Here is a 24,655-nt window from a genome sequence, read left to right on the forward strand (position 1 = left end):
AGGCCCCCAGCATGTACAGCGAGCCGTGCGCAAAGTTCACCACCCGCCGCAGCCCGTAGATCAACGCCAGCCCCGAGCACATCACGATCAGCAATGACCCGTACACCAGACCGTTGAACAAATTGATCGTCAACATGCGCTTGTCTCCGTGTTGTTGTGGGATGCGCGGAAAGCTCCATCGGCTCGCCGTTCGCATCAGGAATCTGTTGACACAAAGCCGGCCAACAAACGGGACAAGTATTCAGACAAACCTATGCCATGAACAATGACTTATTCATCTAATCCATATTGAAAAACGCATACCTCCCGCTGAGCAGGACGCACGGGCACAAAGCCAGAGACAGGTGGCTTGCCGCCACCGTGGTGGGCGAAGGGGGGAAATCAGGCCATCCCCGTTCGGCCGCCGCACCGGGAAAACCGGTACGCAGCACGCGACGGGATCGGCTTGTCGGTCAGGCAGCAGGGCTGCCCGGGCGCCGACGGGTTCCTCAGTGCACGAAACCCATGCTCCGGGCTTCGCGCACTTCCGGTTTGATGCGGTGTTCGGCCTCCAGCTGGGCCAGAAACTCCTCGGGCGGCAGGGCTTCGGCCAGGATTTCCACCTGGCGTTTGACGGCCGCGAAATCGCCAGGGCAAAGCTGGTCCAGCCGGGCCAGCCGCGCGCGCCAGGCGGTCGTGAGTCCGGCCTCGTCGCCACCCAGTGCCTCGACCACGAACATGCGCTCGCGCTGTTCGACCCGCAGCGGCTTGAACTGGATCTTGAAGGTGAAGCGCCGCAGGGCGGCCTGGTCGATGCTGTCCATCAGGTTGGTCGTGCACACGAAGATGCCGCGAAAGCGCTCCATGCCCTGCAACATCTCGTTGACCTCGGTCACTTCGTAGGTGCGCTGCGCATGCCGGCGGTCCTGCAGGAAGCTGTCGGCCTCGTCGAGCAGCAGCACCGCCTTCTCGGCTTCGGCCTCGCGGAACATGGCGGCCATCTGCTGTTCGGTTTCGCCCACGAACTTGCTCACCAGATCGCTGGCGCGGCGGATCATGAGCGGGCGTTCCAGTTGCTGGGCGATGTGTTCGGCCAGTGCCGTCTTGCCGGTGCCGGGTGGGCCGTGAAAACACAGGGTGCCGTGGCCGCGCGCCTTGAGCGCGGCAATGATGCGCGGCACGTCGTAGCGCGACTCGACGTGCAGCATGTCCAGGCTGTAGCGTGTGGGCGTGGGCCGCGCGGTGGCATCGGGTTGGCGGCCCAGCGCCTGGTCGGCATTGCGCAACTGGCGCTCGATCAGATCGTCCAGCAGCGGCACCGCTGCCGGCGCCTTGCGCCGGCCTGGCGCGCGCACCGGCGCACAGGCCAGTTGCGCGAAACGCACCGCGGTGCGGATCTGCGCCGGCGTCAGGCCCTTGCGCGCGGTCAGCCGCGCCACCAGCGCGTCGGACACGGGCACGCCTTCGAGCGTCTTGCGCACGAGCTGCTCGCGCGCCCCCGGCGGCGGGCTTTTGAGTTCAAGGTGGTAGGCGAAGCGGCGCCGGAAGGCCGGGTCGATCTGCTCGATGCGGTTGGTCACCCAGATCGTGGGCACCGCGTTCGATTCGAGGATCTGGTTGACCCAGGCCTTGCCGCTGACGCTGTGACTGTGCGAGGCCGGCACCTGCTCGGCGCGCGCCATGAACTGCGCCGCCTCGCTGCTGATGGGCGGGAACACGTCCTCCACCTCGTCGAACAGCAGCGCCGAATGCGCCGTGCCTTTGAGGAACACCTGCGCGATCTGCAGCGAGCGGTAGCGGTCGCGCCCGCTCAGGGCGTTGCCATCGCGGTCGGCGTACTCGACCTCGAACAGCTCCAGCCCGGCGGCGGCGGCCACCACGCGCGCCAGCTCGGTCTTGCCGGTGCCCGGCGGGCCGTACAGCAGCACGTTCACGCCCGGCTCCTTGCGCGCCACGGCTTCGCGCAGCAGGCCCACCAGCAGCCGCACATCGTCGGCCACGTAGTCGAAGTCGCCCGCCGCCAGCGCCGAACGCGCCGCCGGCCGCGTGAACACCGCCATCAGCTCGCTTTCGCTGCGGTATTCGCGCATCAGCACCGGCGGCAGCTTCTCGCTGACCTTCATGAGGTCGGCCAGGTCGGTGATGTTGTGCTCGGAGATCAGGTTCTCCACCATGCCGATGCGCTCCAGCCGCGAGCCGGCGCGCAGCGCCTCGCCCACTTCGCTGGCCTTCACGCCGGCCACCTCGGCCAGCGCGGCGTAGGCCTCGGGCGCGTTGTTGACCTTGAATTCGACCAGGATCGAACGCAGGTCGCGCTGGTAGCGTGCCAGCGTGCCGTACAGCAGCAGCGCGCGCTCGGCGCGGTTGAGTTGCAACAGGTTGGCCAGTGCGTCGATGTTTTTTTCCACCAGCGTGGACTGCTTCTTCAGCGCCTGCGACAGCCAGTCACCGGTGGCGGCCAGCACGGACAGCAGGTCGCGTGGCGTCTCCTTGGCGTACTCATCCAGATAGAAGAACAGCGTGCCCTCTTCGTAAGGGCCGCGCCACACGCCATAGCGTTCCATGAAGCCGCCGGTGGACAGCCGTTCCTGTCCCTGCCAGAGTTCGTTGTCCTTGCAACGGCGCACGAGGAATTCGCGCAACCGCACCAACACCGTCTGCGGCCAGACCAGGTGCCGGCCCGCCAGCGCCAGCAGGGTATTGAGGTCGCGCCGCACGTTGAAGCGCGGCCCCTGGCGCGCCGCCAACGTGAGCACGAAGTGCGAGCACATGAGGTCGAGCACCGGCGCCTGGCGCAGGCCCGGTGGCACGAACACCCGGGCGTCCAGCGAACCCGCCAGTCGGGGCTCGCGCGGCTCGGCGACGCGCGCTCCCGCGCCCACACGGGGCACGGCCATTCCGGGCGGCGGCAAGCGTTTGTTCATGCGGACACCTCCAGCAATCAACCGGTAGAGATGCCACGCCAGACACCTCACAGGGGTTGACGGCACCATAACGCAGCTTCATGAAACAGGGAAGAGCCGAACGGGCCGATGCCGAGGTGGCCGTGGGGCTTTTCCGGTTGCCCGCCAGCGCCCTGGAAAAGCCGACAATGCCGACATGCTGCAACTGAGTGACATCGAAAAGGCGGCCGCCTTGCTGGCTGGCCAGGTGCTGGAAACGCCGTGCGTGGAGTCGCGCACCTTGTCACAGATCGTGGGCTGTCAAGTGTTCCTGAAATTCGAGAACCTGCAATACACGGCGTCGTTCAAGGAACGCGGTGCCTGCAACAAACTGGCCCAGCTGGATGCCTCCGAACGCCAGCGCGGCGTGGTCGCCATGAGCGCGGGCAACCATGCGCAAGGCGTGGCTTACCACGCCCAGCGCGCCGGCATCCGCGCGGTGATCGTGATGCCGCGCTTCACGCCCGGCGTGAAGGTGGAACGCACCCGGGGCTTCGGGGCCGAGGTGGTGCTGCACGGCGACACGCTGGAAGAAGCCCGCGCCCACGCCCACACCCTGGCCGAAGCGCAGGGACTGGTGTTCGTGCACCCGTACGACGACGAGGCCATCGCCGCCGGCCAGGGCACCGTGGCGCTGGAGATGCTGCGCGCGGTGCCCGATCTCGACGTGCTGGTGGTCGCGGTGGGCGGCGGCGGCCTGATCGCCGGCATGGCCACGGCAGCGCGGGCATTGCGCCCGGCACTGCAGATCGTGGGCGTGCAGACCGAGCGATTCCCGTCCATGTATAACGCGGTCAAGGGCACGCACCTGCCCCAGGGGCAAAGCACCATCGCCGAGGGCATCGCCGTGGGTCAGCCCGGCCGGCTGACCGAAGCCGTGGTGCGCGAGCGGGTCGACGACCTCCTGCTGGTGGACGAAGGCGACATCGAGCAGGCCATCGTGATGCTGCTGGAGATCGAAAAGACCCTGGTCGAAGGTGCTGGCGCCGCCGGCCTCGCGGCGCTGCTGCGCCACCCTGGCCGCTTTGCCGGTCAGCGCGTGGGGCTGGTGCTCAGCGGCGGCAACATCGACCCGATGCTGCTCGCCTCCATCATCGAACGGGGCATGGTGCGGGCCGGGCGGCTGGCCCGTGTTCAGGTCAGCGCCCGCGATGTACCCGGCAACCTGGCCCGCATCACGGCCACCGTGGCCGCCGCCGGCGCCAACATCGACGAGGTGCACCACCAGCGCGCCTTCACGTTGCTCGCTGCGCAGAACGTGTCCATCGAACTGGTGCTGCAAACGCGCGGCCATGCCCACGTGCAGCAGGTCATCGAGGCCTTGCACAGCGCCGGTTTCGAGGCGCAAGCCCTCTGACGGGAGGCGCCAGCCGCCTCACGAAACCCTGATCTGTGTGCTACCGCACGCATTGAACCACCATTTCAGGCAATTTGCCGGGAATCTGTAGTCATTTGCTGTCTTGACGCCGTCACAGGTTGACGCAACCCCGCTGCGTTTGCATCATGCCCCTGTTGCCAACTGTGAACAGGAGTAAAGAATGAACATGAACACGTTGTGGGAGTCGCTGCAAAGCACGATGGGCGGGCACATCCCCCAATTGCTCGGGGCCCTGGGCATCTTTGTCCTGGGCTGGTTCATCGCGGTGGTCGTGCGCGCCGGTGCCCGGCGCAGCCTGGGCGCGGTGGGTGTCAACCGGCGCTTCGGTCAGCTCACAGGAACCCAGGTCGACATCGAAGGCGCCGTGGGCCTGGGCCTGTTCTGGGTCGTGCTGCTGTTTGCGCTGGTGGCCGTGTTCAATTCGCTCGATCTGGCCACGGTATCGGGGCCCTTCTCGGCCTTCACCACCGAGCTCTTTGCCTACGCACCGCGCCTGCTGGGTGGCTTGGCGCTGGCGCTGGTGGCGTGGCTGCTGGCCAGCGTGGTCCGCATGGTTTCGCAGAAGCTGCTGGACCGAACAACCCTGGATGAAAAGCTATCGGCCCACGCCGACATGGCCCCCATCGGCGAAAACCTCGCCGGTGCGCTGTTCTGGCTGGTGATCCTGCTGTTCGTCCCGGCCATTCTGGGTGCCCTGGGCCTGCAGGGCCTGCTGGACCCGCTGACCCAGATGGTGACCAAGGCGCTGGACATGCTGCCCAACGCGGTCGCGGCCCTGGTGATCGGCGGTGTCGGCTGGATCCTGGCCACCGTGCTGCGCAACCTGACCACCAACCTCAGCCGCACCGCCGGCATCGACAAGATCGGGCACCGCGCCGGCATCGGCGAAACCGTGCGCCTGTCCAGCGTGGCCGGCCTGCTGGTGTTCGTCGCGGTCTTCGTGCCCTCGCTGATCGCCGCGCTGGACGCGCTGAAGATCGAAGCCATCTCCAAGCCCGCCACCGACATGCTGGGCATGCTCATGGCGGCCGTGCCGCACCTGATCGCCGCCGCGCTGATCCTGGTGGTGACCTGGCTGGTGGCCACTTTCGCCAGCCGCCTGCTGGCCAGCCTGCTGGCCACGCTCGGCTTCGACACGCTGCCCGAACGCATCGGCCTGTCCCACGCCTTCACCCAGGTCAGCGCCTCCGCCTTCGTGGGCCGCGTGGCTTTGTTCTTCGCCATGCTCTTTGCCACCGTGGAAGCGGCCAACCAGCTTGGCTTTGACCAGGTCGGCGGCATCGTCGAAACCTTCATCCGCTTCGGTGGCGACATCCTGCTCGGCTCGGCCATTCTGGTGATCGGCTTCTGGCTGGCCAACGTCGCCTACCAGGCGATCGACCAGGCCAGCGGCGCCCACACCAAGGGCCTGGCCCGCATCGCACGCTTTGCCATCCTGGCGCTGGTCATCGCCATGGGCCTGCGCGCCATGGGCATCGCCGACGACATCGTCAACCTCGCCTTCGGCCTGACCCTGGGTGCCGTGGCGGTGGCCGTGGCGCTCTCTTTCGGACTCGGTGGTCGCGAGGCGGCCGGCAAGCTGATGGACCACTGGCTGGCCCGCTTCCGCAAAGACGGGGGTCAGTGATCCCATGACCCACCCGGCGACCACACCGTCCAGTCCGCCGGACATGGCCGCCCTGGCGGAATGCCTGGCGGCGTGGTTCGCGCCCTGGGTCCAGGACCTGGGGCTGGCCGTGGTGAGCCATGGGGACGGAGAGGTCACGCTCCGCCTGCCGTTCTCGGACCGACTGGCCCGGGTCGGCGGCATGGTCTGCGGACAGGCCCTGATGGCCGCGGCCGACACCGCCATGGTGCTGGCCATCGTCACCCGCCTGGGAACACGCCAGCCCATGACCACCGTGCAGCTGAACACCAGCTTTCTCAAGCCCCTGTCCGGCCAGGACGCGCTGGTGACCGCCCGCGTCGTGCGTGCAGGCAAAAGCCTGGTGTTCGGTGAAATCGACATCGTGGCCGCCGGAGACGGCAAAAGCGTGTGCCGCGCCAGCACCACCTACGCCCTGCTGTGAGCCGCGCGATTCTGGCGGAGCCGGCCAAGCTGACCTAGAATGCCTGTTGATTTTCGTCAAACAGTCCGGAGACCGACCATGGCCCACCCGCAAACCGACTCTCACAGCCAGCCGCCCGAGGACGTGATCGAAGCCATCACGCCGCTGATGCCCATCGTTCTGCCCGTGGCCGGTGCCGTGCTGATGTTCCTGCTGGCCTTCATTGCCGTCTTCATGGCCTGAAAGCCCTCCAGCCCGCCAGCCGGCTCCAGGGGCCGGCTTTTTTTTGGGTGTCTTCGGGTCAGGCATCCATCCAGCGCCGATGGGCGGCGGCACCACCCCCTTTGTCGGCGGCATCAGGTTATGCATGTTTTGCATGTAACCACCCAGTAACCAGCCCGGCCCTTCCCTAAAATTCCGGCATCAGGCCGACACACGGACCAGAACCCGGGTCAAACGCCCCGCTTCTGCCGCCACGCTGCAAGCGTCACCGCCCCGCAGCCCCGCGCGCCGACCGCCCCGATCCCGCTCCAGGGACCCAGCCGCCCACCCTCGCGTGGCCAGCGGCTGTTGGTGTCGCTGGAGCCCGCTGGTTTTCAACTTCTGGAGTCTTGACCGATGAACTCTCCCGTGATGCAGGGCCTGAACCTGAACACCCCCGCCTATGTCAAAAACGCCAAGCTGATTGCCTGGGTGGCCGACATGGTGGCCCTGTGCAAGCCCGACAGCGTGTACTGGTGCGACGGCAGCCAGGAAGAATACGACCGCCTCTGCCAGGAACTGGTCGACGCCGGCACCTTCAAGAAGCTGAACCCGGCCAAGCGCCCCGGCTCCTTCCTGGCCTGGACCGATCCGTCCGACGTGGCCCGCGTGGAAGACCGCACCTACATCTGCTCCGAAAAGAAGGAAGACGCCGGCCCCACCAACAACTGGATGGCCCCGGCCGACATGCGCGCCACCCTCAACCCGCTGTTCGACGGCTGCATGAAGGGCCGCACCATGTACGTGGTGCCCTTCAGCATGGGCCCGCTGGGTTCGCACATTGCCCACATCGGCATCGAACTGACCGACAGCGCCTATGTGGCCGTCAACCAGAAGCTGATGACCCGCATGGGCAAGGCCGTGTACGACGTGCTGGGTGACAGCGGCGAATTCGTGCCCTGCATGCACACCGTGGGCGCCCCCCTGGCCGAAGGCCAGAAGGACACCACCACCTGGCCCTGCAACCCCCAGGTCAAGTACATCGTGCATTTCCCCGAAACGCGCGAGATCTGGTCCTACGGTTCGGGCTACGGCGGCAACGCGCTGCTGGGCAAGAAGTGCTTCGCGCTGCGCATCGCGTCCAACATGGGCCGCGACCAGGGCTGGCTGGCCGAGCACATGCTGATCCTGGGCGTGACCAACCCCGAGGGCAAGAAGTACCACGTCGCCGCCGCCTTCCCCAGCGCCTGCGGCAAGACCAACTTCTCCATGCTGGTGCCGCCCGAAAGCGCGTTCCCCGGCTGGAAGGTCACCACCATCGGTGACGACATCGCCTGGGTCAAGCCCCAGTCCGACGGCAAGATGCTGGCGATCAACCCCGAAGCCGGCTACTTCGGTGTCGCACCGGGCACCAACATGCACACCAACCCGAACTGCATGCGCTCGCTGGACAAGAACGTGATCTTCACCAACGTCGCCCTGACCGACGACGGCGACGTGTGGTGGGAAGGCATGGAAAAGGACACCGGCACCCTGCCCGATCACCTGATCGACTGGCAAGGCAATGACTGGACGCCGGCCATCGCCAAGGAAAAAGGCACCAAGGCCGCGCACCCGAACTCGCGCTTCACCGTCGCCGCCACCAACAACCCGGCGCTGGACCCGCAGTGGGACGACCCGGCCGGCGTGGCGATCGACGCCTTCCTGTTCGGCGGCCGCCGTTCGACCACCGTGCCGCTGGTGACCGAGGCCCGCAGCTGGACCGAAGGCGTCTACATGGCCGCCACCATGGGCTCCGAAACCACCGCCGCCGCCTTCGGTGCGCAAGGCGTGGTGCGCCGCGACCCGTTCGCCATGCTGCCCTTCTGCGGCTACAACATGAGCGACTACTTCCAGCACTGGCTCAACGTCGGTGAGACCGTGGCCAAGACCGGCGCGAAGCAGCCCAAGATGTTCTGCGTGAACTGGTTCCGCAAGAACGCCGACGGCAAGTTTGTCTGGCCCGGCTACGGCGACAACATGCGCGTGCTCAAGTGGATGATCGACCGCATCGAAGGCAAGGCCCAGGGCCAGGCCACGATGTTCGGCACTGCTCCGGCCTACGCCGAGATCAACTGGACCGGCCTGGACTTCAGCGCCGAGCAGTTCCAGCAAGTCACCAGCATCGACAAGGCCGCCTGGGCCGACGAGTTCAAGCTGCACGACGCCCACTTCGAACAGCTGGCCTACCACCTGCCGAAGGCCCTGGTCGACACCAAGACCGATCTGGAACAGCGCCTGGCCGCCACGGCCTGACGCAGGCACCGGGGCTGTGGCCCCGGCGTGCGCCCACAAAAAAGCCCCGATGAATCGGGGCTTTTTTTATGGAGCGGGCCCCAGCGGTGGGCCCGGATCAACGTGTGCTCACAGGTACGGCAGGTAGCCGGCGTGGCGGCGCATGGCGGTCTGGGCCATCAGGCGCGCGCTGACCGGCGAGACCACACCCGAGTCCAGTCCCATCGGCGCCAGCGCTTCGCTGAAGACTTCAGCGCTCTTGGCGACCGGTGCGACGGCCGCGGCATCGACCTCGGCCGACTCGCGGATGCGGGCCTGGATCAGTTCGGAGCGCAGACGCGGGTCCTGCTTGGCCAGTTCCCAGAGGCGGGCTTCGGCGCGGGCTTCGGCCAGGGAACGCGACCAGCCGTCCAGCGCCTTCAGCGTGCGCAGGGCCAGCGAGCGGGCGGTGCTGCCGAACAGGGCGAGGCCGGCGAAAACCACGACCCAGAGGCTCACCCAGGCCAGGAACAGGTGCCCGTCGGCCCAGGTGCTGATGAGGTGATCGGCCAGCACGACCATCGCGGCCACGGCGGCGGCCAGCAACATGGCGGCCAAACCCCGGGCACTGTCGAAGGAGCGGCGGGCGCGGTAGACACCCTCGGACCGGTGGCCCAGGGCGGAAGAAGAGGAAATTGCAGTGCTCATGGCGTTACCCCCGAAACAAAAAGTCGGAATGTCTTGTGGACGGAACGAATACTAGGGTTAACCCCGATGTCACGCCAGTTTATTTTTGTGATGAATTACATTCACCATGGAAATGATTGATCGCAACTTTCGCACCCTCGACCTGAATCTGCTGCGGGTGTTTGACGAGGTCATGGCCGAACGCAACCTCACGCGGGCCGCCCACAACCTCGCCATGACGCAACCCGCCGTGAGCAATGCCCTGCGCCGGCTGCGCGAATCGCTGGGCGACGAGCTGGTGCGCCGCAGCGGCTACGGCGTCGAACCCACGCCGCTGGCCCTGGCCGTCTGGCCCACGGTGCGCGACGCGCTGCAGCGCCTGCAGGAATCGCTGGCGCCCGGCGGCTTCGACCCGGCCCATGCGCGCAATGCCTTCGTGATCGCCATGGCCGACGCCACCGCCGCCAAGATCGTGCCGGGGCTGATCCGCCTGCTGCAGGACGAGGCCCCGAACGTGAACCTGCGTGTGCTTCCCCTGACCACACGCGACCCGCGCGACCTGCTGGAGTCGGGCTCGGCCGACCTGGCCATCGGCCACTTCCCGGGCGTCATCACCGAACTCAGCGCCATCCATCTGCAGGAGGATTCGCCGCGCTTCCTGCACCAGCGCCTGTACGACGGCGAATACGTGGTGGTCATGCGCCGGGGCCACCCGCTGGCCACCGCGCCGCTGGATCTCGACACCTATTGCCAGGCCCGACACCTGTTGGTCAGCTTTTCGGGGCGGCCTTTCGGTTTCGTCGACGAAGCCCTGGCCGCGCAGTCGCGCCAGCGGCGGGTGGTGCTCACGGTCAACCAGTTCTTCACCGCCGGGCGCGTGGTGGCCACCACCGACCTGCTCACCGTGCTGCCACGCCACTTCGTGGGCGCCACCGGCATGGAACACGAACTGGCTTTGCGTGAGCTGCCGCTGGCGGTGCCCGCCGTGCATGTGGACGCGCTGTGGCACCGCCAGGCCACCCAGCAGGGCGCGCACCGCTGGTTGCGCGAACTCGTCGAACGGGCTTCCGTGCAGGGCTTCCAAGCCGATAACATACGGCGTTCCGTTCCGTGATGTCTGCAGGGAGATTGCCATGGCCTTGCCCATGAAATTGCTGTTGGCTGTCGATGGCAGCCGGTACACGCGGCGCATGCTCACCTACATCGTGTCGAACGAGCTGCTGTTCCGCCCCCAATACGACTACGTGCTGCTGCACGTGGTGCCTGAAAACGCAGAAACCGCCGCCGCCGACTCGGTGCTCGATGAGGCTTGCGATTTTCTGAGTTCGCAAGGCCTGGAGGCGCGCCGGCTGGCGCGGCGCGGCGCACCCGCCGATCTGCTGGTCAAGGTCGCCAGCGAACTGCAGAGCAACCTGATCATCATGGGATGCCGGGGACAGACTTCCCTGGAAAACATGATGCTGGGCTCGGTCACGGCCGCGGTGCTGGGCCGATCCCACGTACCGGTGCTGGTCATCCGCTGACGCTGGCGCCTGTCCCACAATCGGGGGCATGCGTTTTCAGTTGCTCAGCGACCTTCACCTCGAAACCGACCCCACGTTCCAGCCCCAGCCGGCCCCCGAGGCCGAACTGCTCGTGCTCGCGGGCGATGTGGGCTCCTACCAGCAGCGCAGCGACGGCAGCGTGATGGCCGAGCCCGACTGGGGCCTGCGCCGCTTCTCGCCCCTGCCGCAGTACGCAGGCTGGCCCGTGCCGGTGCTGTTCGTGCCCGGCAACCACGAATACGACGCCCTGGATGTGGACGATGCCCACCAGCGCCTGCGCGAAACCTGCGAGCGGCTGGGCATCACCTGGCTGGAGCGTCGCAGCATCGAGATCGCCGGCGACCGCTGGATCGGCGCCACCCTGTGGAGCGACTACGACGCCCTGGTGCCGGCCGGCGCCACCCTGACCGAGCGCCTGCGGCGGCGGGAGAAGGCCTTTCGCGCGGCCAATTTCTATCTGAACAAGATGGGCGGCCAGCGCCGGGGCCGGCTGTTCGACGCGGCGGCGATGCGCGAACTGGCCCTGGAATCCCAGGACTGGCTGCGCGCCGAGCTGGCCCGCCCGCACGCCGGGCGCACCGTGGTCGTCACCCACTTCGCGCCCACGCTGCACAGCGCCGACCCGCGCTACGGGCTGACGCCGGGAACCGCGGGTTTTTGCAATGCGCTGGACGATCTGCTGCCCCAGGTCGACCTCTGGCTGCACGGCCACCTGCACTGTCCACAGGACCGGCAGGTCGGGCGCTGCCGCATCGTGGCCAACCCGCTGGGGTACGCCGACAAGGGCGAGCAGGCCGGCTTCCTGCCGCAGCAAACCATCAGCTTCTGAACCGCGGGCGGGCGTGCGTGGAAGGCCGTATGTCCGGCGCTTCGCCAGAAGCTTAAACTCAGCAGCTTCACACCCGAAGGAGTATGTGCCCATGAAGATCCTGCTTGCCATCGACGGCAGTGCCTACACCAAGAAGATGCTGGCCTACCTGACCACGCACGAGGAGACGTTCGGCCCGGCCAACGAATTCACGCTGTTCACCGTGCAGAACCCGCTGCCGCCGCGGGCCCGCGCCGCCGTGGGCGCCGACGTGGCCAATGGCTACTACGCCGAAGAGGCCGCCAAAGTGACCGCGCCCGTGGTGAAGTTCCTCGCCCGCCATGGCATCGACGCCAAGGTCGTGAGCAAAGTCGGCACGCCGGGTGAGCTGATCGCCAAGCAGGCCACCGCCGGCAAGTTCGATCTGGTGATGATGGGTTCGCACGGCCACAGCGCGCTGGGCAACCTGGTCATGGGCTCCGTGGCAACCCAGGTGCTGGCGCACTGCAAGGCGCCCGTGCTGCTGGTGCGCTGATCCAGCCCCGTTGGCACCCCGCCCAGACGGCCCCGCGAGGGGCCGTCTGCGTTTGGAACCCGCAAAGCGCCTCTCGCCTCGCCGCATAATCCGGCCGCCATGCTGTTCAACTCGGCCGTCTACCTGTTCGCCTTCCTGCCCACGGCACTGGTGGTGTATTTCGGCTTGTGCCGGCTGCGCTGGATTTCGGCCGCGCAGGGCTGGCTGGTGCTGGCCAGCCTGTTCTTCTACAGCTACTGGAAACTCGAATACCTGCCGCTGCTGCTGGGCAGCCTGGTGGTCAATTTCCTGGTCGGACAGGAACTCGCCCGCCCCCGCGCCGCGCGCTCCGACGTGCCCCGGCAGTGGCTGCTGGGCGGTGCCATCGTCGCCAACCTCGGCCTGCTGGGCTACTACAAGTACGCGCACTTCCTGGCCGACAACCTCAACGCCCTGACCGGTGCCCAGCTCGACTGGCCCCAGGTGGCCCTGCCGCTGGCGATCAGCTTCTTCACTTTCCAGCAGATCGCCTATCTGGTCGACAGCTACCGGGGGCTCACGCGCGAATACGACTTTCTGCGCTACGCGCTGTTCATCACCTTCTTCCCGCAGCTGATCGCCGGGCCGATCGTGCACCACCACGAAATGATGCCGCAGTTCGCGCGGCGCCGGAACTGGGTGATCCATTCCGGCCACGTGCTGACCGGGCTGTGCATCTTCGCCATCGGCCTGTTCAAGAAGGTGGTGATCGCCGACGGTTTCGCGCCCTGGGCCGACCAGGGCTTCGACGGCAGCCAGGCCCTCGGCTTTTACGAAGCCTGGGTCACCAGCCTGTCCTACACCTTCCAGCTCTACTTCGATTTCAGCGGCTACTGCGACATGGCCATGGGCGCCGCGCTGCTGTTCAACATCCGGCTGCCGCTGAACTTCCGCTCGCCCTACCAGGCACTGGACATCCAGGACTTCTGGCGCCGCTGGCACATCACGCTCGGCCGCTTCCTGCGCGACTACGTCTACATCCCGCTGGGCGGCAATCGGGGCGCGGCCTGGCACACCGGGCTCAACCTGTTCCTGACCTTCGTGATCGGCGGGCTCTGGCACGGCGCGAGCTGGATGTTCGTGATCTGGGGCGCGCTGCACGGCGCGGCCCTGGTGCTGCACCGGCTCTGGCAGGCCACGGGCCTGCGCTTGCAGCGCTGGCTGGCCTGGCTGCTGACCTTCCTGTTCGTGAACGGGGCCTGGGTGTTCTTCCGCGCGCCCTCGCTCGACAGCGCCTGGCGCGTGCTGCGCGGCATGGCCGACTGGCGCGGCGCCCTGGGGCCGGCCGCCGCCGATCTGCCGACCGCGGCGTTCGCCTGGGGCGGCTCGTCGGTGGACCTCTGGCTGCGCTGGCTGCCGCCCGCGCTGGTGGCACAACTGCCGCAGTACGCCGCGCTGGCCGCCGCAGCCTTCGTGCTCACACGCGGCCATGCGGGGCGGTTGATCGACGCGCCGCCGCGCTGGCGCACCACCCTGGCCTGTGCGGTGCTGCTGGGCGTGGCCTTTTACGCCACGCTGGCCTCCACGTCCACCGTGTTCCTGTACTTCAACTTCTGACATGAACCGCAAGGCCGGCATCGCCACCTTCCTGGCCATCAGCCTGGCGCTGCTGGCCGCCGCGCCGCTGGTCAACCTGCGGGACGACAACGTGCGCACCTACGCGCGCAAACTGCTGGCCGAGCGCAACTACCCGCGCCTGCAGCGCCTGCTGTTCAACGCCGACTTTCTGGTCGCCGAGTTTTCGGCCCTGACCTGGCGCACCGGACTCAGCACCTCGCCGGCCAAGGTGGTGGTCGGGCAGGACGGCTGGCTGTTCCTGGGCGACGCCTATGGCGACAACGTGAGCCAGCACCGCTTCGGTGAACAGCCCGGCGACCCGGCGCTGGCCGCGCGCATCGCCACCAACCTGCTGGCCTGGCAGGCCTGGCTGCGCGCGCAGGGTGTCCAGGGTTTTGCCCTCGTCATCGGCAGCGACAAGCACCACATCTACCGCGAGGCCCTGCCGCACTGGGCCGACCTGGGGCGCCCGCCGCGCGTCCGCAGCCTGCTCGACGGGCCGGCGCGCGCGCTCATCGCCGATCCCGCGCCGGCCCTGCGACAGGCCTCGGCCCAGGGGCCGGTACCGACCTACTACCGCTCGGACACCCACTGGAACCTGTACGGCGCGGCCCTGAGCCTGGACGCGCTGCGCCAGACGCTGGCGGGCCAGGGCGTGGCCCTGCGCTGGCCGACGGCCAGCCCGCCGGCGATTGAACGCGTGGGCAGCCGCATCGGCGGCGATCTCGGCCGCTTCCTCTACATCCAGGAACGGCTGGAAGAGCCCGAGCCCCACCCAGCCGTCACCAACCGCGAGGCCATCGACGGCAGCGACATCCGCGTGCTCGAAACGGGCGAGCGGCTGGAGCCCGGCGCCTTCGGCCAGTTGCAGTTCCCGCGCCACACCGTGCGCGTGGTCACCCCCGGCGCGCTCAACCCCCTGAAAGTGCTGTGGCTGCGCGACTCTTTCGGCATCGCGCAATCGCCGCTGATGGCCGCGGCGTTCCGCGAAACGATCCAGCTGCACTGGGGCACCGGCTTCGAAAATGGCGCCCAGCGTCTGGTGGAACTGGTGCGCCAGCAGCGGCCGGATCTGGTGGTGCTCACCGTGGTCGAGCGCGGGCTGCTCAGCGACGTGTTCCTGACGCCGCCGCCGCAGGACTGAGCCCCGCCCGCAGCACCCTCAGCGCACCGGCGGCAGCAGGCTGTGCGAAGCGGCCTCGCGCAAAGTGGCCGAGATGGCCTCCAGCACGTCGGAGTTGAGGTTCCAGCAATGCCAGAACAGCGCCACCCCCAATTGGTGGCGCGGCGCGATGTTCACCAGTTCCCCGCGCGCCAGCACATCGCGCACGATGAGTTCGGGCACCACGCTGACGCCCCAGCCGGCCCGCACAGCCCGCACCTGGCCTTCACTGGACGGCACGAACAGCTGCTTGAGCATCACCCGCGGCAGCCCGAAGGCCCGGCTCACGAAGCCGTGCTGCAGGTGGTCCTTGCGGTTGAAGGCCACGAACGGCATTTTGTGAAAGTTGTGCGCCGTCAGGCCCGCCGGGCAATGCACGGCGGCATAGGCGGCCGAAGCCACCGCCACGTAATTCATGGTGCCCAGCGACTCCATCTTGCAGCCGCGCAGCGACTGCCCCAGCGAGGTCACGCAGCCCAGCACCTGGCCTTCGCGCAGCCATTCGTGCGTGAACTCCTGGTCGTCGGTGATGATCTCGATCGGCAGCCCGCCCTGCGCCAGCGCCCCCAGCGCGGGCAGCGCCCAGGTGGCGATGCTGTCGGCGTTGATGGCCACCGAAATGCGCTCTTCCTCGCGGCTGCTGCCGGCCGAGCTGGGCGCCAGTTCCTTGAGGTCGCGCTCCAGGTCGGCGCGCAGCAGCCGCATCATCTTGGCGTGCTTGAGCATCAACTGCCCGGCCTGCGTGGGCTTGAGCGGGCGGCTGCGCACGATGAGCACGGTGCCCACCTGGGCCTCCAGCGCCCGCAGCCGCTGCGACACCGCCGACTGCGTGATGGACAGGCGCTGGGCGGCGCGCTCGAAGCCGCCCTCTTCGATGATGGCGGCCAGACATTCGAGCGCGTCGGGGTCGAAGGTGCTCATGTTTGAGTATCAGTTATTCTGATGTTTCTCATTTTAGTTTAATTCGTCTTCACTTTCAGAAGGCTTTTTTCCATACTCGCGCCCATCGTCCTTTCTGGCTGGAGCGCCACATGCAAGTCGTCGTTTTGGGTGCGGGTGTCATTGGTGTCAGCACCGCCTGGCACCTGCTGCAACGGGGTCACGAGGTCACGCTGGTGGACCGCCAGGCCGACGCGGCGCTGGAAACCAGCTTCGGCAATGCGGCGCAGATTTCGGTGAGCTACTGCGAACCCTGGGCCAACCGCGAAGCGCCGCTGAAAGCGCTGAAGTGGCTGTTCGATCCCGAGGGCCCGCTCAAATTCCGGCCGCAGCTCGACCCGGCCCAGTGGCTCTGGGGCCTGCAGTTCCTGGCCCAGTGCAACGACGCCGCGTTCGAACGCAACGTCGCGCAACTGGTGGCCCTGGGCAGTTACAGCCACAGCGCGCTCAAGGACATGATCGCCACCACCGGCATCGAATTCAACCGCCTGACCAAGGGCATCGCCCACTACTACACCAGCCAGCAGTCGTTCGACGCTGCCGGCAACGCCGCCGACCTGATGCGCCGCCACGGTGTCAACCGCCGCGTGGTCGACCGCGACGAGTTGCTGCGCATCGAGCCGGCGCTGCGCGCCTTCGGCGACCGCATCGTGGGCGGCACGTACACCGAGTCTGACGAATCCGGCGACTGCCGCGTGTTCACCCAGGCGCTGCTGCAGCGCGCCCAACTCAAAGGCCTGCAGACGCAGATGTCGCACGACATCGTCCGCCTTCAGGCGCAGGGCGGACAGGCCCGGGGCGTGGTGGTGCGCGACCGCACCAGCGGCATCACCCGCACACTGCACGCCGATGCCTACGTGGTGGCCTGCGGTTCGTACTCGCCGGCCCTGCTGCGCCAGGTGGGCGTGCGCGCGCCGATCTATCCGGGCAAGGGCTACAGCGCCACGCTGCCGCTGCTGCGCCCGCAGGACGCCCCGCAGGTCAGCCTGCTGGACGACCAGCTCAAGGTGGCGATGTCGCGCCTGGGCAACCACCTGCGCATCGCCGGCACGATCGAGGTCGGGGGCTACGACCTCTCGCTGGACACGCCGCTGGCGCGCACCCGCGCCCGCATGCTGGTGCGCCGCATCGAGGAGGTGTTCCCCGGCGTGGCCGACACGCGCACGCCCGAAGAAGGCGGCGATCCGCAGTTCTGGTGTGGCCTGCGCCCGGCCACCCCGACCAACATTCCGTTGATCGGCCGCACCGCGGTGCAGGGCCTGTGGGTCAACGCCGGCCACGGCACGCTGGGCTGGACGCACGGCGCCGGCTCCGGCAAGGCCCTGGCCGAGCTGCTCAGCGGCGAGGTGCCGGCGATGGATTTCCGCTTCTGCGGCATGCCCCCCTCCGGCGCGAACGGCTCGCGCATGCGCCTGCACCAGGCCTGAGCCGATCCGGCCCACCGGAGCGGCTCAGCACCGGGTGTCAGCCGGTCTTGCGCAGTTGGACCGGCAGCGGCTGGGCCGCCGGCTCGGTCGGCCGCACGCGCTCGCTCATCCAGCGCAGCAGGTCCAGCCACATCTGGCGCATCTCGGCGTCCAGCGGCGTGCGGAACGCACTGGGCAATTCGATCGTGACCACCGGCATGCCTTTGTGCACGCCGCCGTAGTTGCCCAGGCTGCCGGGAAAGATGCCCACCTGGTCCAGGTAGAGCCGGCCCAGCCGCGCCGGCGGCACCGTGGGGCCATCGAAGTCGAGCACGCCGTAGGGTGCATGGATGCTGACGATGAGGTCGGGCCGGAAGCGCTGCATCTCGTCGTGGAAGAACCGCGATTCGGGCTCCGACAACGGACTCGGGCCGGGCCAGCGGCGCGGGTCCTTGCGGGTGCGCTTTTCCCAGTAGACCTTGGCGTCGCGCTCCCAGTTGGGCGTGGGGAAGTTGCGGTTGAGGTCCACGCCGCGGGCGTTCATGCGACGGGCGGGCCGCGTCATCAGGCCATCGGGGTTGAGCGCGGGAATGAAGCGCCAGTGCGCGTTGGACGGCGTCTCCACCGCCCGCTGTATCCAGTGCAGCGCCAGCGAAGCCGAGGACAGCTCGTCCCCGTGCATGGCCCCCACCACGAGCACGCGGATACCGGGATCGGGGGCCACGACGTCGCGGTAGTAGAGCGTGCGCCCCTGCACCGACCGGCCCACGGTGGGCTTGAGCTGCGCCGACTGGCACAGCGGCGCCTTCACATTGGGCAGGCGTGCCACGAACTCGTGGCAGGGATCGCTGCCCTGCACGTCGGCCAGGGGATGCCCGGGGCCCCGCGCCAGCGGCTCGGCGCCCGGGCCCGCGGCCCAGCCGGCCACGGACAACAAGGCACCGGCCGCCGACACCAGCGCGCGGCGCGAAAAAGAGGGGGTCGTGAACATGGCCGCATTCTAGGGGCCGACCCGGTGCACACCGGCGCCCGAGACCCGTTGCGACCCCGCATGGAACGGGGAAAAAGAGGCGCTCAGTGCAGGCCCGGCAAGGGCTGCGGCGCGCGCTCGCGCAGGAAGTCGAGCAACAAGCCGTCAAACCGGTCGGGCGCTTCGAGCGGCATCAGGTGGCCGATGCCTGGCATCTCCACGCAGCGCCCGAGCGGGATCGCCGCCGCCATGGCCTGCAACCGCGCAGGTTCGGTCTCGCGGTCGAACGCCCCCGCCACCAGCAGGGTGGGCACGCGGATGTGGGCCAGGTCGGCCCGCCGGTCGAAGGTGGTGAAGCAGGCCAGCGCCCGCCGGTAGGTTGCCTCCGGCACTTCGGCCCCGGTGTGTTCGGCCAGGCGCAGGCCCTCGGGCAACGCCCCGGGGCCCACCAGTTGCGGCACCCGCTGCTGGGCCAGTTGGGCCATGTTCAGGCCGGTGGCGAGCGGCGCCAGCCGTGCGGTCACGAAGGCGTCGGCATCGCCGCTGAAGGCATCGGGACAACCGCACAGCACCAGCTTGCGCACCTTGTCGGGCCGTCGCGCCACCACCTCCTGCGCCACCATGCCGCCCATGCCATGCCCGACCAGGACCACGCTGTCGCACTGCAGCGCTTCGATCAGGCGCACGCAGGCCTGGGCCAGGCCTTTGAAGGTGTAGGGCTCGATGGGGGCACTGCGACCGTAACCGGGCATGTCCCAGGCCACCGCGCGGTAGCCGACTTCGGCCAGGGTCTCGACCTGGGGCGCAAAGGCGAGGTGCCCGCCATCGATGTCGTGCAGCATCAGCACGGTCGCGCCGCTGCCCAGGGTGGTGAAGGTCGGGATCATGGCCGCGCCCGGCTCCGCAGCCCGGGGATCGCCGTTGCTGGCATGTGTGCTCCTGGATTGGTGGGCCGCCCACAGGGAAAGCCGAACACAGGCATTATTCACCCCTTGCCGATTTCAGCACCCATGTCACCCGCCCGCCTGCCCCACCCTTCCGCCCGCCCCCCGGCGTTTTCCCTGCCCGAATTCCGCGCTTCTCTGGGCATGTTTGCCACGGGCGTGACCATCGTCTCCGCGCGCGACGCCGATGGCCAGTTGGTGGGCCTGACGGCCAGTTCGTTCAATTCGGTGTCGCTGGACCCGCCGCTGGTGCTCTGGAGCCTGGCCCACACGGCCAGTTCGATGGCGGCGTTCGAAACCGGCCGCCACTACGCCATCAGCATCCTGGCGGCCGACCAGCAGGCGCTGGCCGAGCGCTTCGCGCAGCGCGGCGCCGACCGCTGGGCCGGTGTGGCCTTCACCGAAGGCGCCAACGGCGCGCCGCTGATCGACGGCGCGGCCGCCACCTTCGAATGCTTCAACCGCAGCCGCTACACCGAAGGCGACCACGTGATCTTCGTCGGCGAGGTCGAGCGCTGCGCCCACCGCGCCGGTGCGTCGCCGCTGCTCTACCACGGCGGGCGCTTCTACGCCGAACACCCGCTGTGAGCCAGCGCGCGGGCGCGCCGCTCAGGCCAGACCGGTCTGGCGCTTCACCGCGTCTTCGTGCAGCGACTCGTTGAGCTGATCGACCACCAGGCTCCAGGACGCATCAGCGCGCAACTGCTCGCACAGCAACTGGCGCTGGCCGGCGTTCCAGTACGGTGCATCGGCGATCTCCACGTCGGCCGGCAACTGGTGCGTCCGGATGAAGTCGGCAATCGCCGGCTCGCTGGCGTCCAGACCGAGCTGCAGAAAAAGGTTGGTCATGCGGGGGGTGGCGTCGTTCACGAAAGGCTCCTGGCATCAACACGGCATACGCCCGCCGCGGCGGACGGGCATGAGAACAGACCCACCATTGTGCGACGGCGCGCCAGCCCGGGAAAACCGCGACAGCGCCCGGCGGCGGCCCCGGCTACCATCGCCCGCCATGACCGCCCGCAAGCCCCATCTCGACACCCTGGCCATCACCCTGCTGGTGGTGTGCTGCGCCTTCTGGGGCTTCCAGCAGATCCTGATCAAGTTCGCCGTGGCCGAAATCCCGCCGCTGTGGCAGGCCTCGCTGCGCATGGGCGGCGCCACGGTGCTGCTGGGCCTGTGGTGCGCCGTGCGCGGCGTGCCGCTGTTCCGGCGCGACGGCAGCCTGGGCGCCGGCCTGCTGGCCGGGCTGCTGTTTGCGGGCGAGTTCTGCTTCATCTACCTGGGCCTGCAGCACACCAGCGCATCGCGGCTGACGGTGTTCCTCTACACCAGCCCCTTCGTGGTGGCGCTGCTGCTGCCGCGCGTCGTGCCCAGCGAAACTCTGCGCCGCGTTCAGTGGATCGGGCTGGTGCTGGCCTTCGCGGCCGTGGCCTTGGCCTTCAGCGAAGGCTTCCTCCACCCCTCGGCCCAGACCGGCCAGTGGCGCGGCGATGCCATGGGCCTGGCCGCCGGCATCCTCTGGGGCCTCACCACGCTGACCATCCGCGCCAGCGTGCTGGCCAGCGCCAGCGCCGAAAAAACCCTGTTCTACCAGTTGGCCGTCACCGCGGTGGTGGCCCCCTTGCTGTCGCTTGCGCTGGGCGAGACCTGGTCGCTGGCCTATTCGCCGCTGGCCTGGGGCTCGGTGCTGCTGCAAACCACGGTGGGCGCCTTCGCCAGCTACCTGACCTGGATGTGGATGCTGCGCCACTACCCGGCCACGCAGATGGCCACCTTCACCTTCCTCACGCCCGTGTTCGCGCTGGTGTTCGGCGTGGTGCTGCTGGGCGAGCCGCTGACGGGGCAACTGCTGCTGGCGCTGGGCGGCGTGGCCGCGGGCATTGTGCTGGTGAGCCGAAGGGGGTGAGCAAACCGACGGCTGAGGCCGTCACCCGCCGCGGGAGCGCACCCATGGCCCCACCGCGACTGAGCGCGAAAAGGCCCCCAGGGCTGAGCGCTGGCGCCGGGTTTGGTGCCATAGTGCCGTGCATGACCGATGCCCTGCACACCCTGACCGCCACCGAACTGATTTCCGCCTATCGCGCCGGCAGCCTCTCGCCGGTGGACGTGACCCAGGCGGTGCTGGCACACATCGACCGCTGCGAGCCCGTGCTGTGCGCCACCTACGCGCTCGACGCCGACGCCGCCCTGGCCATGGCCCGCGCCTCGGAGGCGCGCTGGCGGGCTGGCCAGCCGATCACCGCCAACGGCGCGTGCATCGACGGCGTGCCGGTCACGATCAAGGAAAACATCGCCACGCGCGGCGTGCCGGTGCCGCTGGGCACGGCAGCCACCGATCTGGTGCCCGCCGCGCAGGATGCGCCCCCGGCAGCGCGTCTGCGCGAGGCCGGTGCGGTGTTCATCGCCAAGACCACGATGCCCGAATTCGGCATGCTGTCGTCCGGGCTGTCGAGCTTTCACGCGCTCGCGCGCAACCCCTGGAACCCGGCCATGAACCCCGGGGGCTCCAGCGCCGGCGCGGGGGCCGCCGGCGCCGCCGGCTACGGCCCGCTGCACATCGGCACCGACATCGGCGGCTCGGTGCGCCTGCCGGCGGCGTGGTGCGGGCTGGTCGGGCTCAAACCCAGCCTGGGCCGCGTGCCGATCGACCCGCCCTACATGGGCCGCTGCGCCGGCCCGATGACCCGCACCGCGGCCGACGCCGCGCTGATGATGGCCGTGCTGGCCCAGCCCGACGCGCGCGACCACATGAGCCTGCCGCCGGCCACCATCGACTGGCTCGATCTGGACCGCCTGGACCTGCGCGGCCTGCGTCTGGGCCTGCTGCTCGACGCCGGCTGCGGCATGCCGGCCGACCCGTCCGTGATCGCGGCCACGCAGGCCGCGGCACGCCGGTTCGAAGCCGCGGGCGCCACCGTGGAACCGCTGCGCCCCTGGATGACCCCGGAGCTGCTGGCCGGCATGGACCGCTTCTGGCGCATCCGCTCCGGCTGCGACCTGCAGGCCATGCCGCCCGAACGGCGCGACCGCGTGCTGCCCATCGTGCGCACCTGGGCCGAAGGCGGCCTGGGTTTCAGCGGCGAACAGGCCTTCGCCGCCTACAGCCAGGCGCTGGCGATCCGCGCCACCACCGTGGCCGCCACGCAGGCCTTCGACTACGTGCTCTCCCCGGTCTCGCCCAACACCGCCTTCCCCGCCGAATGGGCCTACCCCACGAACGACGTGCAGCGCGCCATGGACCACATCGGTTTCACCGTGCCGTTCAGCATGAGCGAACAGCCCGCCGTGTCGGTGGGCTGCGGGTACGACCCCCACGGTGTGCCCATCGGCCTGCAGATCGCCGGCCGCCGCTTTGACGACCTGGGCGTGCTGCGCATGGCGCATGCCTTCGAGCGACTGCGCCCCGCGCAGCGACCCTGGCCGATGGCGGTGCCGGTTCCCGCCTGATCCGGCACCGCCAGGGGCTGACGGCCAGTGCCATCGGGATTACCCGGTGTCGCGACCGGGTGAATGATTATTTAATGTAATCATAAAAACACTGGAGACTGTCCGATGCCTTTTCTGCCGTCTGCTCGCTGGCTGGCCCCCTTGTCGCTGGCCGCCCTTGCCAGCGCCTGCTCCACCACCCCTTCTCCCACGCTCGCTCCCGCCAAGCCGGCCGCATTGGCCGGCGGCTGCGACAGTCTGGCGGCGCGCCTGACCGGGTTGCCCGACACCCGCATCACCGGCGTGGAAACGGTGGCGGCCGGCACGCTGAAGGCCGGTGCGCAGCCGGTGGCCGCCCATTGCCTGGTCAAAGGCAGCATGCGCGAACGGATCGGTGCCGACGGCAAGACGCCATACGCACTGGGCTTTGAAATGCGCCTGCCCCTGGCCTGGAACGGGCGCTTCCTGTACCAGGCCAACGGCGGCATCGACGGCAGCGTGGTCCCCGCCGTGGGCGCCTTCGGCGGCGGCCCCGTGACCTCGGCCCTGCACCAGGGTTTCGCCGTCATCAGCTCCGATGCCGGGCACGACAACCGGCTCACGCGCGGACCGCTGTTCGGGCTGGACCCCCAAGCCCGGCTCGACTACGGCTACCAGGCCGTGGGCACGCTCACCCCCATGGCCAAGGATCTGGTGCAGCGCGCCTACGGCAAGGCCCCCGACCGCTCCTACATCGCCGGTTGCTCCAACGGGGGCCGGCACGTGATGGTGGCCGCCAGCCGCCACCCGGACATGTTTGACGGCTTCCTGGCCGGCGCCCCGGGCTACAACCTGCCCAAGGCAGCCGTGGCCAACATCTTCGGCGCGCAGCAATACCGGAAAGTGGCCACCGATCCGAAAGACCTCGGCACCGCCTTCACCCAAGCCGAGCGCCAGACCGTGGTCCGGGCCGTGCTGGAGCGCTGCGACGCGCTCGATGGCGCGCGCGACGGCATGGTGCAGGACAGCACCGCCTGCCAAGCCCGTTTCGACCTCGCCCGCGACGTGCCCAGTTGCACCGGCCCGCGCAACGGCCAGTGCCTGACCGAGGCCCAGAAGACGGCCATCGCCCCCATCTTCCGCGGCGCCACCACCCGCGACGGCCGCCCCTTCTACGCCAGCTTCCCCTACGACACCGGACTGGCCAGTCCCGGTGTCGCCAACTGGGAGTTCCGCGCCCCGATCGAGCGCGACGCGGGCGCCGTCGCCTTCATCTTCGGCGCGCCCCCCCAGAACCCGGCCGGCTTCAACGGCGAGGCCTTCGCTCTGGAGGGCGATATCGACGCCATGCTGGCCAGCGTCCATGCCACGCAAGGCGCTTACAGCGAATCGGCCATGGCCTTCATGACACCGCCCCGGCCCACCGAACTCGACGCGGTGCAACGACGCGGCGGCAAGCTCCTGCTCTACCACGGCGTCAGCGACGCCATCTTCTCCGTGCACGACACCCAAGCCTGGTACGACACGCTGGACCAGCGCCAGGGTGGCCAGGCTGCGCGCTTTGCCCGCCTGTTCCGCGTGCCGGGCATGGACCATTGCCGCGCCGGCCCGTCGACCGACCAGTTCGACGCCCTCACCCCCCTGGTGCGCTGGGTTGAAGAAGGCATCGCGCCCGAACGCATCGAGGCCAGCGCGCGCGGCGCGGGCAGTGCCGGGGAAGTCAACCCCGACGTGCCCGCCGACTGGGCGGCCAATCGCAGCCGGCCCTTGTGCCCCTCCCCGAAGGTGGCCACCTACCGGGGCACCGGCAGCATGGAAAACGCCGCCAGCTTCGTCTGTCGCTGAACCACGCGGAGCCGGGGCAGGTCGGCCCCGCCCC

At 68.8% G+C, this 24,655-nt stretch carries 23 protein-coding genes; 16 read left to right on the forward strand and 7 right to left on the reverse strand.

Annotation, left to right across the window (positions count from 1 at the left end; genetic code table 11):
• Both L0977_RS25490 and L0977_RS23455 read right to left on the reverse strand, forming a co-directional pair.
• The coding region (locus tag L0977_RS25490; protein ID WP_442786665.1) for an ABC transporter permease subunit at positions 1–196 on the reverse strand (196 nt) is incomplete at its 3' end.
• Positions 197–488: 292 nt separating this feature from the next.
• On the reverse strand, positions 489–2,903 hold the full coding sequence (locus L0977_RS23455; RefSeq protein ID WP_234267355.1) for an ATP-binding protein: 2,415 nt from the start codon (positions 2,901–2,903) through the stop codon (positions 489–491).
• A gap of 175 nt (positions 2,904–3,078) precedes the next feature.
• Between L0977_RS23455 and L0977_RS23460 the strand changes: the two genes are divergently transcribed.
• The 5 genes from L0977_RS23460 to L0977_RS23480 all read left to right on the forward strand — a co-directional run bounded on the left by L0977_RS23460 (position 3,079) and on the right by L0977_RS23480 (position 8,843).
• A complete protein-coding gene (locus tag L0977_RS23460) occupies positions 3,079–4,278 on the forward strand; it encodes a threonine ammonia-lyase (protein WP_234267356.1) in 1,200 nt (399 codons plus the stop codon).
• Positions 4,279–4,459: 181 nt separating this feature from the next.
• Positions 4,460–5,926, forward strand: coding sequence for a mechanosensitive ion channel (locus L0977_RS23465; protein WP_234267357.1), 1,467 nt, complete (start codon positions 4,460–4,462; stop codon positions 5,924–5,926).
• A gap of 4 nt (positions 5,927–5,930) precedes the next feature.
• Positions 5,931–6,368 carry a PaaI family thioesterase gene (locus tag L0977_RS23470; RefSeq protein WP_326491106.1) on the forward strand — a complete coding sequence of 146 codons (438 nt, stop codon included), beginning with the start codon at positions 5,931–5,933 and terminating at the stop codon, positions 6,366–6,368.
• A 78-nt stretch (positions 6,369–6,446) separates the two neighbouring features.
• Complete coding sequence (locus L0977_RS23475; RefSeq protein ID WP_234267358.1) at positions 6,447–6,590, forward strand: hypothetical protein; 144 nt, start codon at positions 6,447–6,449, stop codon at positions 6,588–6,590.
• A 375-nt stretch (positions 6,591–6,965) separates the two neighbouring features.
• Positions 6,966–8,843: a phosphoenolpyruvate carboxykinase (GTP) gene (locus L0977_RS23480; protein ID WP_234267359.1), complete on the forward strand. Its 1,878-nt coding sequence runs from the start codon at positions 6,966–6,968 to the stop codon at positions 8,841–8,843.
• Positions 8,844–8,951: 108 nt separating this feature from the next.
• Here the strand turns inward: L0977_RS23480 and L0977_RS23485 are convergent, their stop codons facing one another.
• Positions 8,952–9,509 (reverse strand): hypothetical protein, encoded by a 558-nt coding sequence (locus tag L0977_RS23485; protein WP_234267360.1) that lies wholly within the window; start codon positions 9,507–9,509, stop codon positions 8,952–8,954.
• 112 nt (positions 9,510–9,621) lie between these two features.
• Here L0977_RS23485 and L0977_RS23490 point away from each other — a divergent pair, with 112 nt between their 5' ends.
• From L0977_RS23490 to L0977_RS23515, 6 genes are all read left to right on the forward strand, one after another.
• Complete coding sequence (locus L0977_RS23490) at positions 9,622–10,602, forward strand: LysR family transcriptional regulator (protein WP_234267393.1); 981 nt, start codon at positions 9,622–9,624, stop codon at positions 10,600–10,602.
• A 19-nt stretch (positions 10,603–10,621) separates the two neighbouring features.
• Positions 10,622–11,011: a universal stress protein gene (locus tag L0977_RS23495; RefSeq protein WP_234267361.1), complete on the forward strand. Its 390-nt coding sequence runs from the start codon at positions 10,622–10,624 to the stop codon at positions 11,009–11,011.
• A 28-nt stretch (positions 11,012–11,039) separates the two neighbouring features.
• Entirely contained in the window at positions 11,040–11,861 is an 822-nt protein-coding gene (locus tag L0977_RS23500; RefSeq protein WP_234267362.1) for a metallophosphoesterase, read from the forward strand.
• Between the two features lie 91 nt (positions 11,862–11,952).
• On the forward strand, positions 11,953–12,375 hold the full coding sequence (locus L0977_RS23505; RefSeq protein ID WP_234267363.1) for a universal stress protein: 423 nt from the start codon (positions 11,953–11,955) through the stop codon (positions 12,373–12,375).
• A 99-nt stretch (positions 12,376–12,474) separates the two neighbouring features.
• A complete protein-coding gene (locus L0977_RS23510) occupies positions 12,475–13,950 on the forward strand; it encodes an MBOAT family O-acyltransferase (protein WP_234267364.1) in 1,476 nt (491 codons plus the stop codon).
• Between the two features lies 1 nt (position 13,951).
• A complete protein-coding gene (locus L0977_RS23515; RefSeq protein WP_234267365.1) occupies positions 13,952–15,094 on the forward strand; it encodes an alginate O-acetyltransferase AlgX-related protein in 1,143 nt (380 codons plus the stop codon).
• Between the two features lie 18 nt (positions 15,095–15,112).
• Here the strand turns inward: L0977_RS23515 and L0977_RS23520 are convergent, their stop codons facing one another.
• Complete coding sequence (locus L0977_RS23520) at positions 15,113–16,033, reverse strand: LysR family transcriptional regulator ArgP (protein ID WP_234267366.1); 921 nt, start codon at positions 16,031–16,033, stop codon at positions 15,113–15,115.
• Positions 16,034–16,143: 110 nt separating this feature from the next.
• On the opposite strand from L0977_RS23520, the gene L0977_RS23525 reads away from it, so the two are divergent.
• A complete protein-coding gene (locus tag L0977_RS23525; RefSeq protein ID WP_234267367.1) occupies positions 16,144–17,478 on the forward strand; it encodes a D-amino acid dehydrogenase in 1,335 nt (444 codons plus the stop codon).
• 37 nt (positions 17,479–17,515) lie between these two features.
• Here the strand turns inward: L0977_RS23525 and L0977_RS23530 are convergent, their stop codons facing one another.
• Entirely contained in the window at positions 17,516–18,448 is a 933-nt protein-coding gene (locus L0977_RS23530) for a M14 family zinc carboxypeptidase (protein ID WP_234267368.1), read from the reverse strand.
• A gap of 83 nt (positions 18,449–18,531) precedes the next feature.
• A complete protein-coding gene (locus L0977_RS23535; protein ID WP_234267369.1) occupies positions 18,532–19,314 on the reverse strand; it encodes an alpha/beta fold hydrolase in 783 nt (260 codons plus the stop codon).
• A 123-nt stretch (positions 19,315–19,437) separates the two neighbouring features.
• On the opposite strand from L0977_RS23535, the gene L0977_RS23540 reads away from it, so the two are divergent.
• Positions 19,438–19,959, forward strand: coding sequence for a flavin reductase family protein (locus L0977_RS23540; RefSeq protein WP_234267370.1), 522 nt, complete (start codon positions 19,438–19,440; stop codon positions 19,957–19,959).
• Positions 19,960–19,980: 21 nt separating this feature from the next.
• Here the strand turns inward: L0977_RS23540 and L0977_RS23545 are convergent, their stop codons facing one another.
• Positions 19,981–20,220 (reverse strand): DUF2789 domain-containing protein, encoded by a 240-nt coding sequence (locus L0977_RS23545; RefSeq protein ID WP_267966555.1) that lies wholly within the window; start codon positions 20,218–20,220, stop codon positions 19,981–19,983.
• 160 nt (positions 20,221–20,380) lie between these two features.
• On the opposite strand from L0977_RS23545, the gene L0977_RS23550 reads away from it, so the two are divergent.
• From L0977_RS23550 to L0977_RS23560, 3 genes are all read left to right on the forward strand, one after another.
• Positions 20,381–21,277, forward strand: coding sequence for a DMT family transporter (locus tag L0977_RS23550; protein ID WP_234267372.1), 897 nt, complete (start codon positions 20,381–20,383; stop codon positions 21,275–21,277).
• Between the two features lie 122 nt (positions 21,278–21,399).
• Positions 21,400–22,818 (forward strand): amidase, encoded by a 1,419-nt coding sequence (locus tag L0977_RS23555; protein WP_234267373.1) that lies wholly within the window; start codon positions 21,400–21,402, stop codon positions 22,816–22,818.
• A 105-nt stretch (positions 22,819–22,923) separates the two neighbouring features.
• Entirely contained in the window at positions 22,924–24,621 is a 1,698-nt protein-coding gene (locus tag L0977_RS23560; protein WP_234267374.1) for a tannase/feruloyl esterase family alpha/beta hydrolase, read from the forward strand.
• Positions 24,622–24,655: the final 34 nt, after the last annotated feature.

Source organism: Hydrogenophaga sp. NFH-34 (assembly GCF_021401345.1).
GTDB lineage: Bacteria > Pseudomonadota > Gammaproteobacteria > Burkholderiales > Burkholderiaceae_C > Hydrogenophaga > Hydrogenophaga electricum.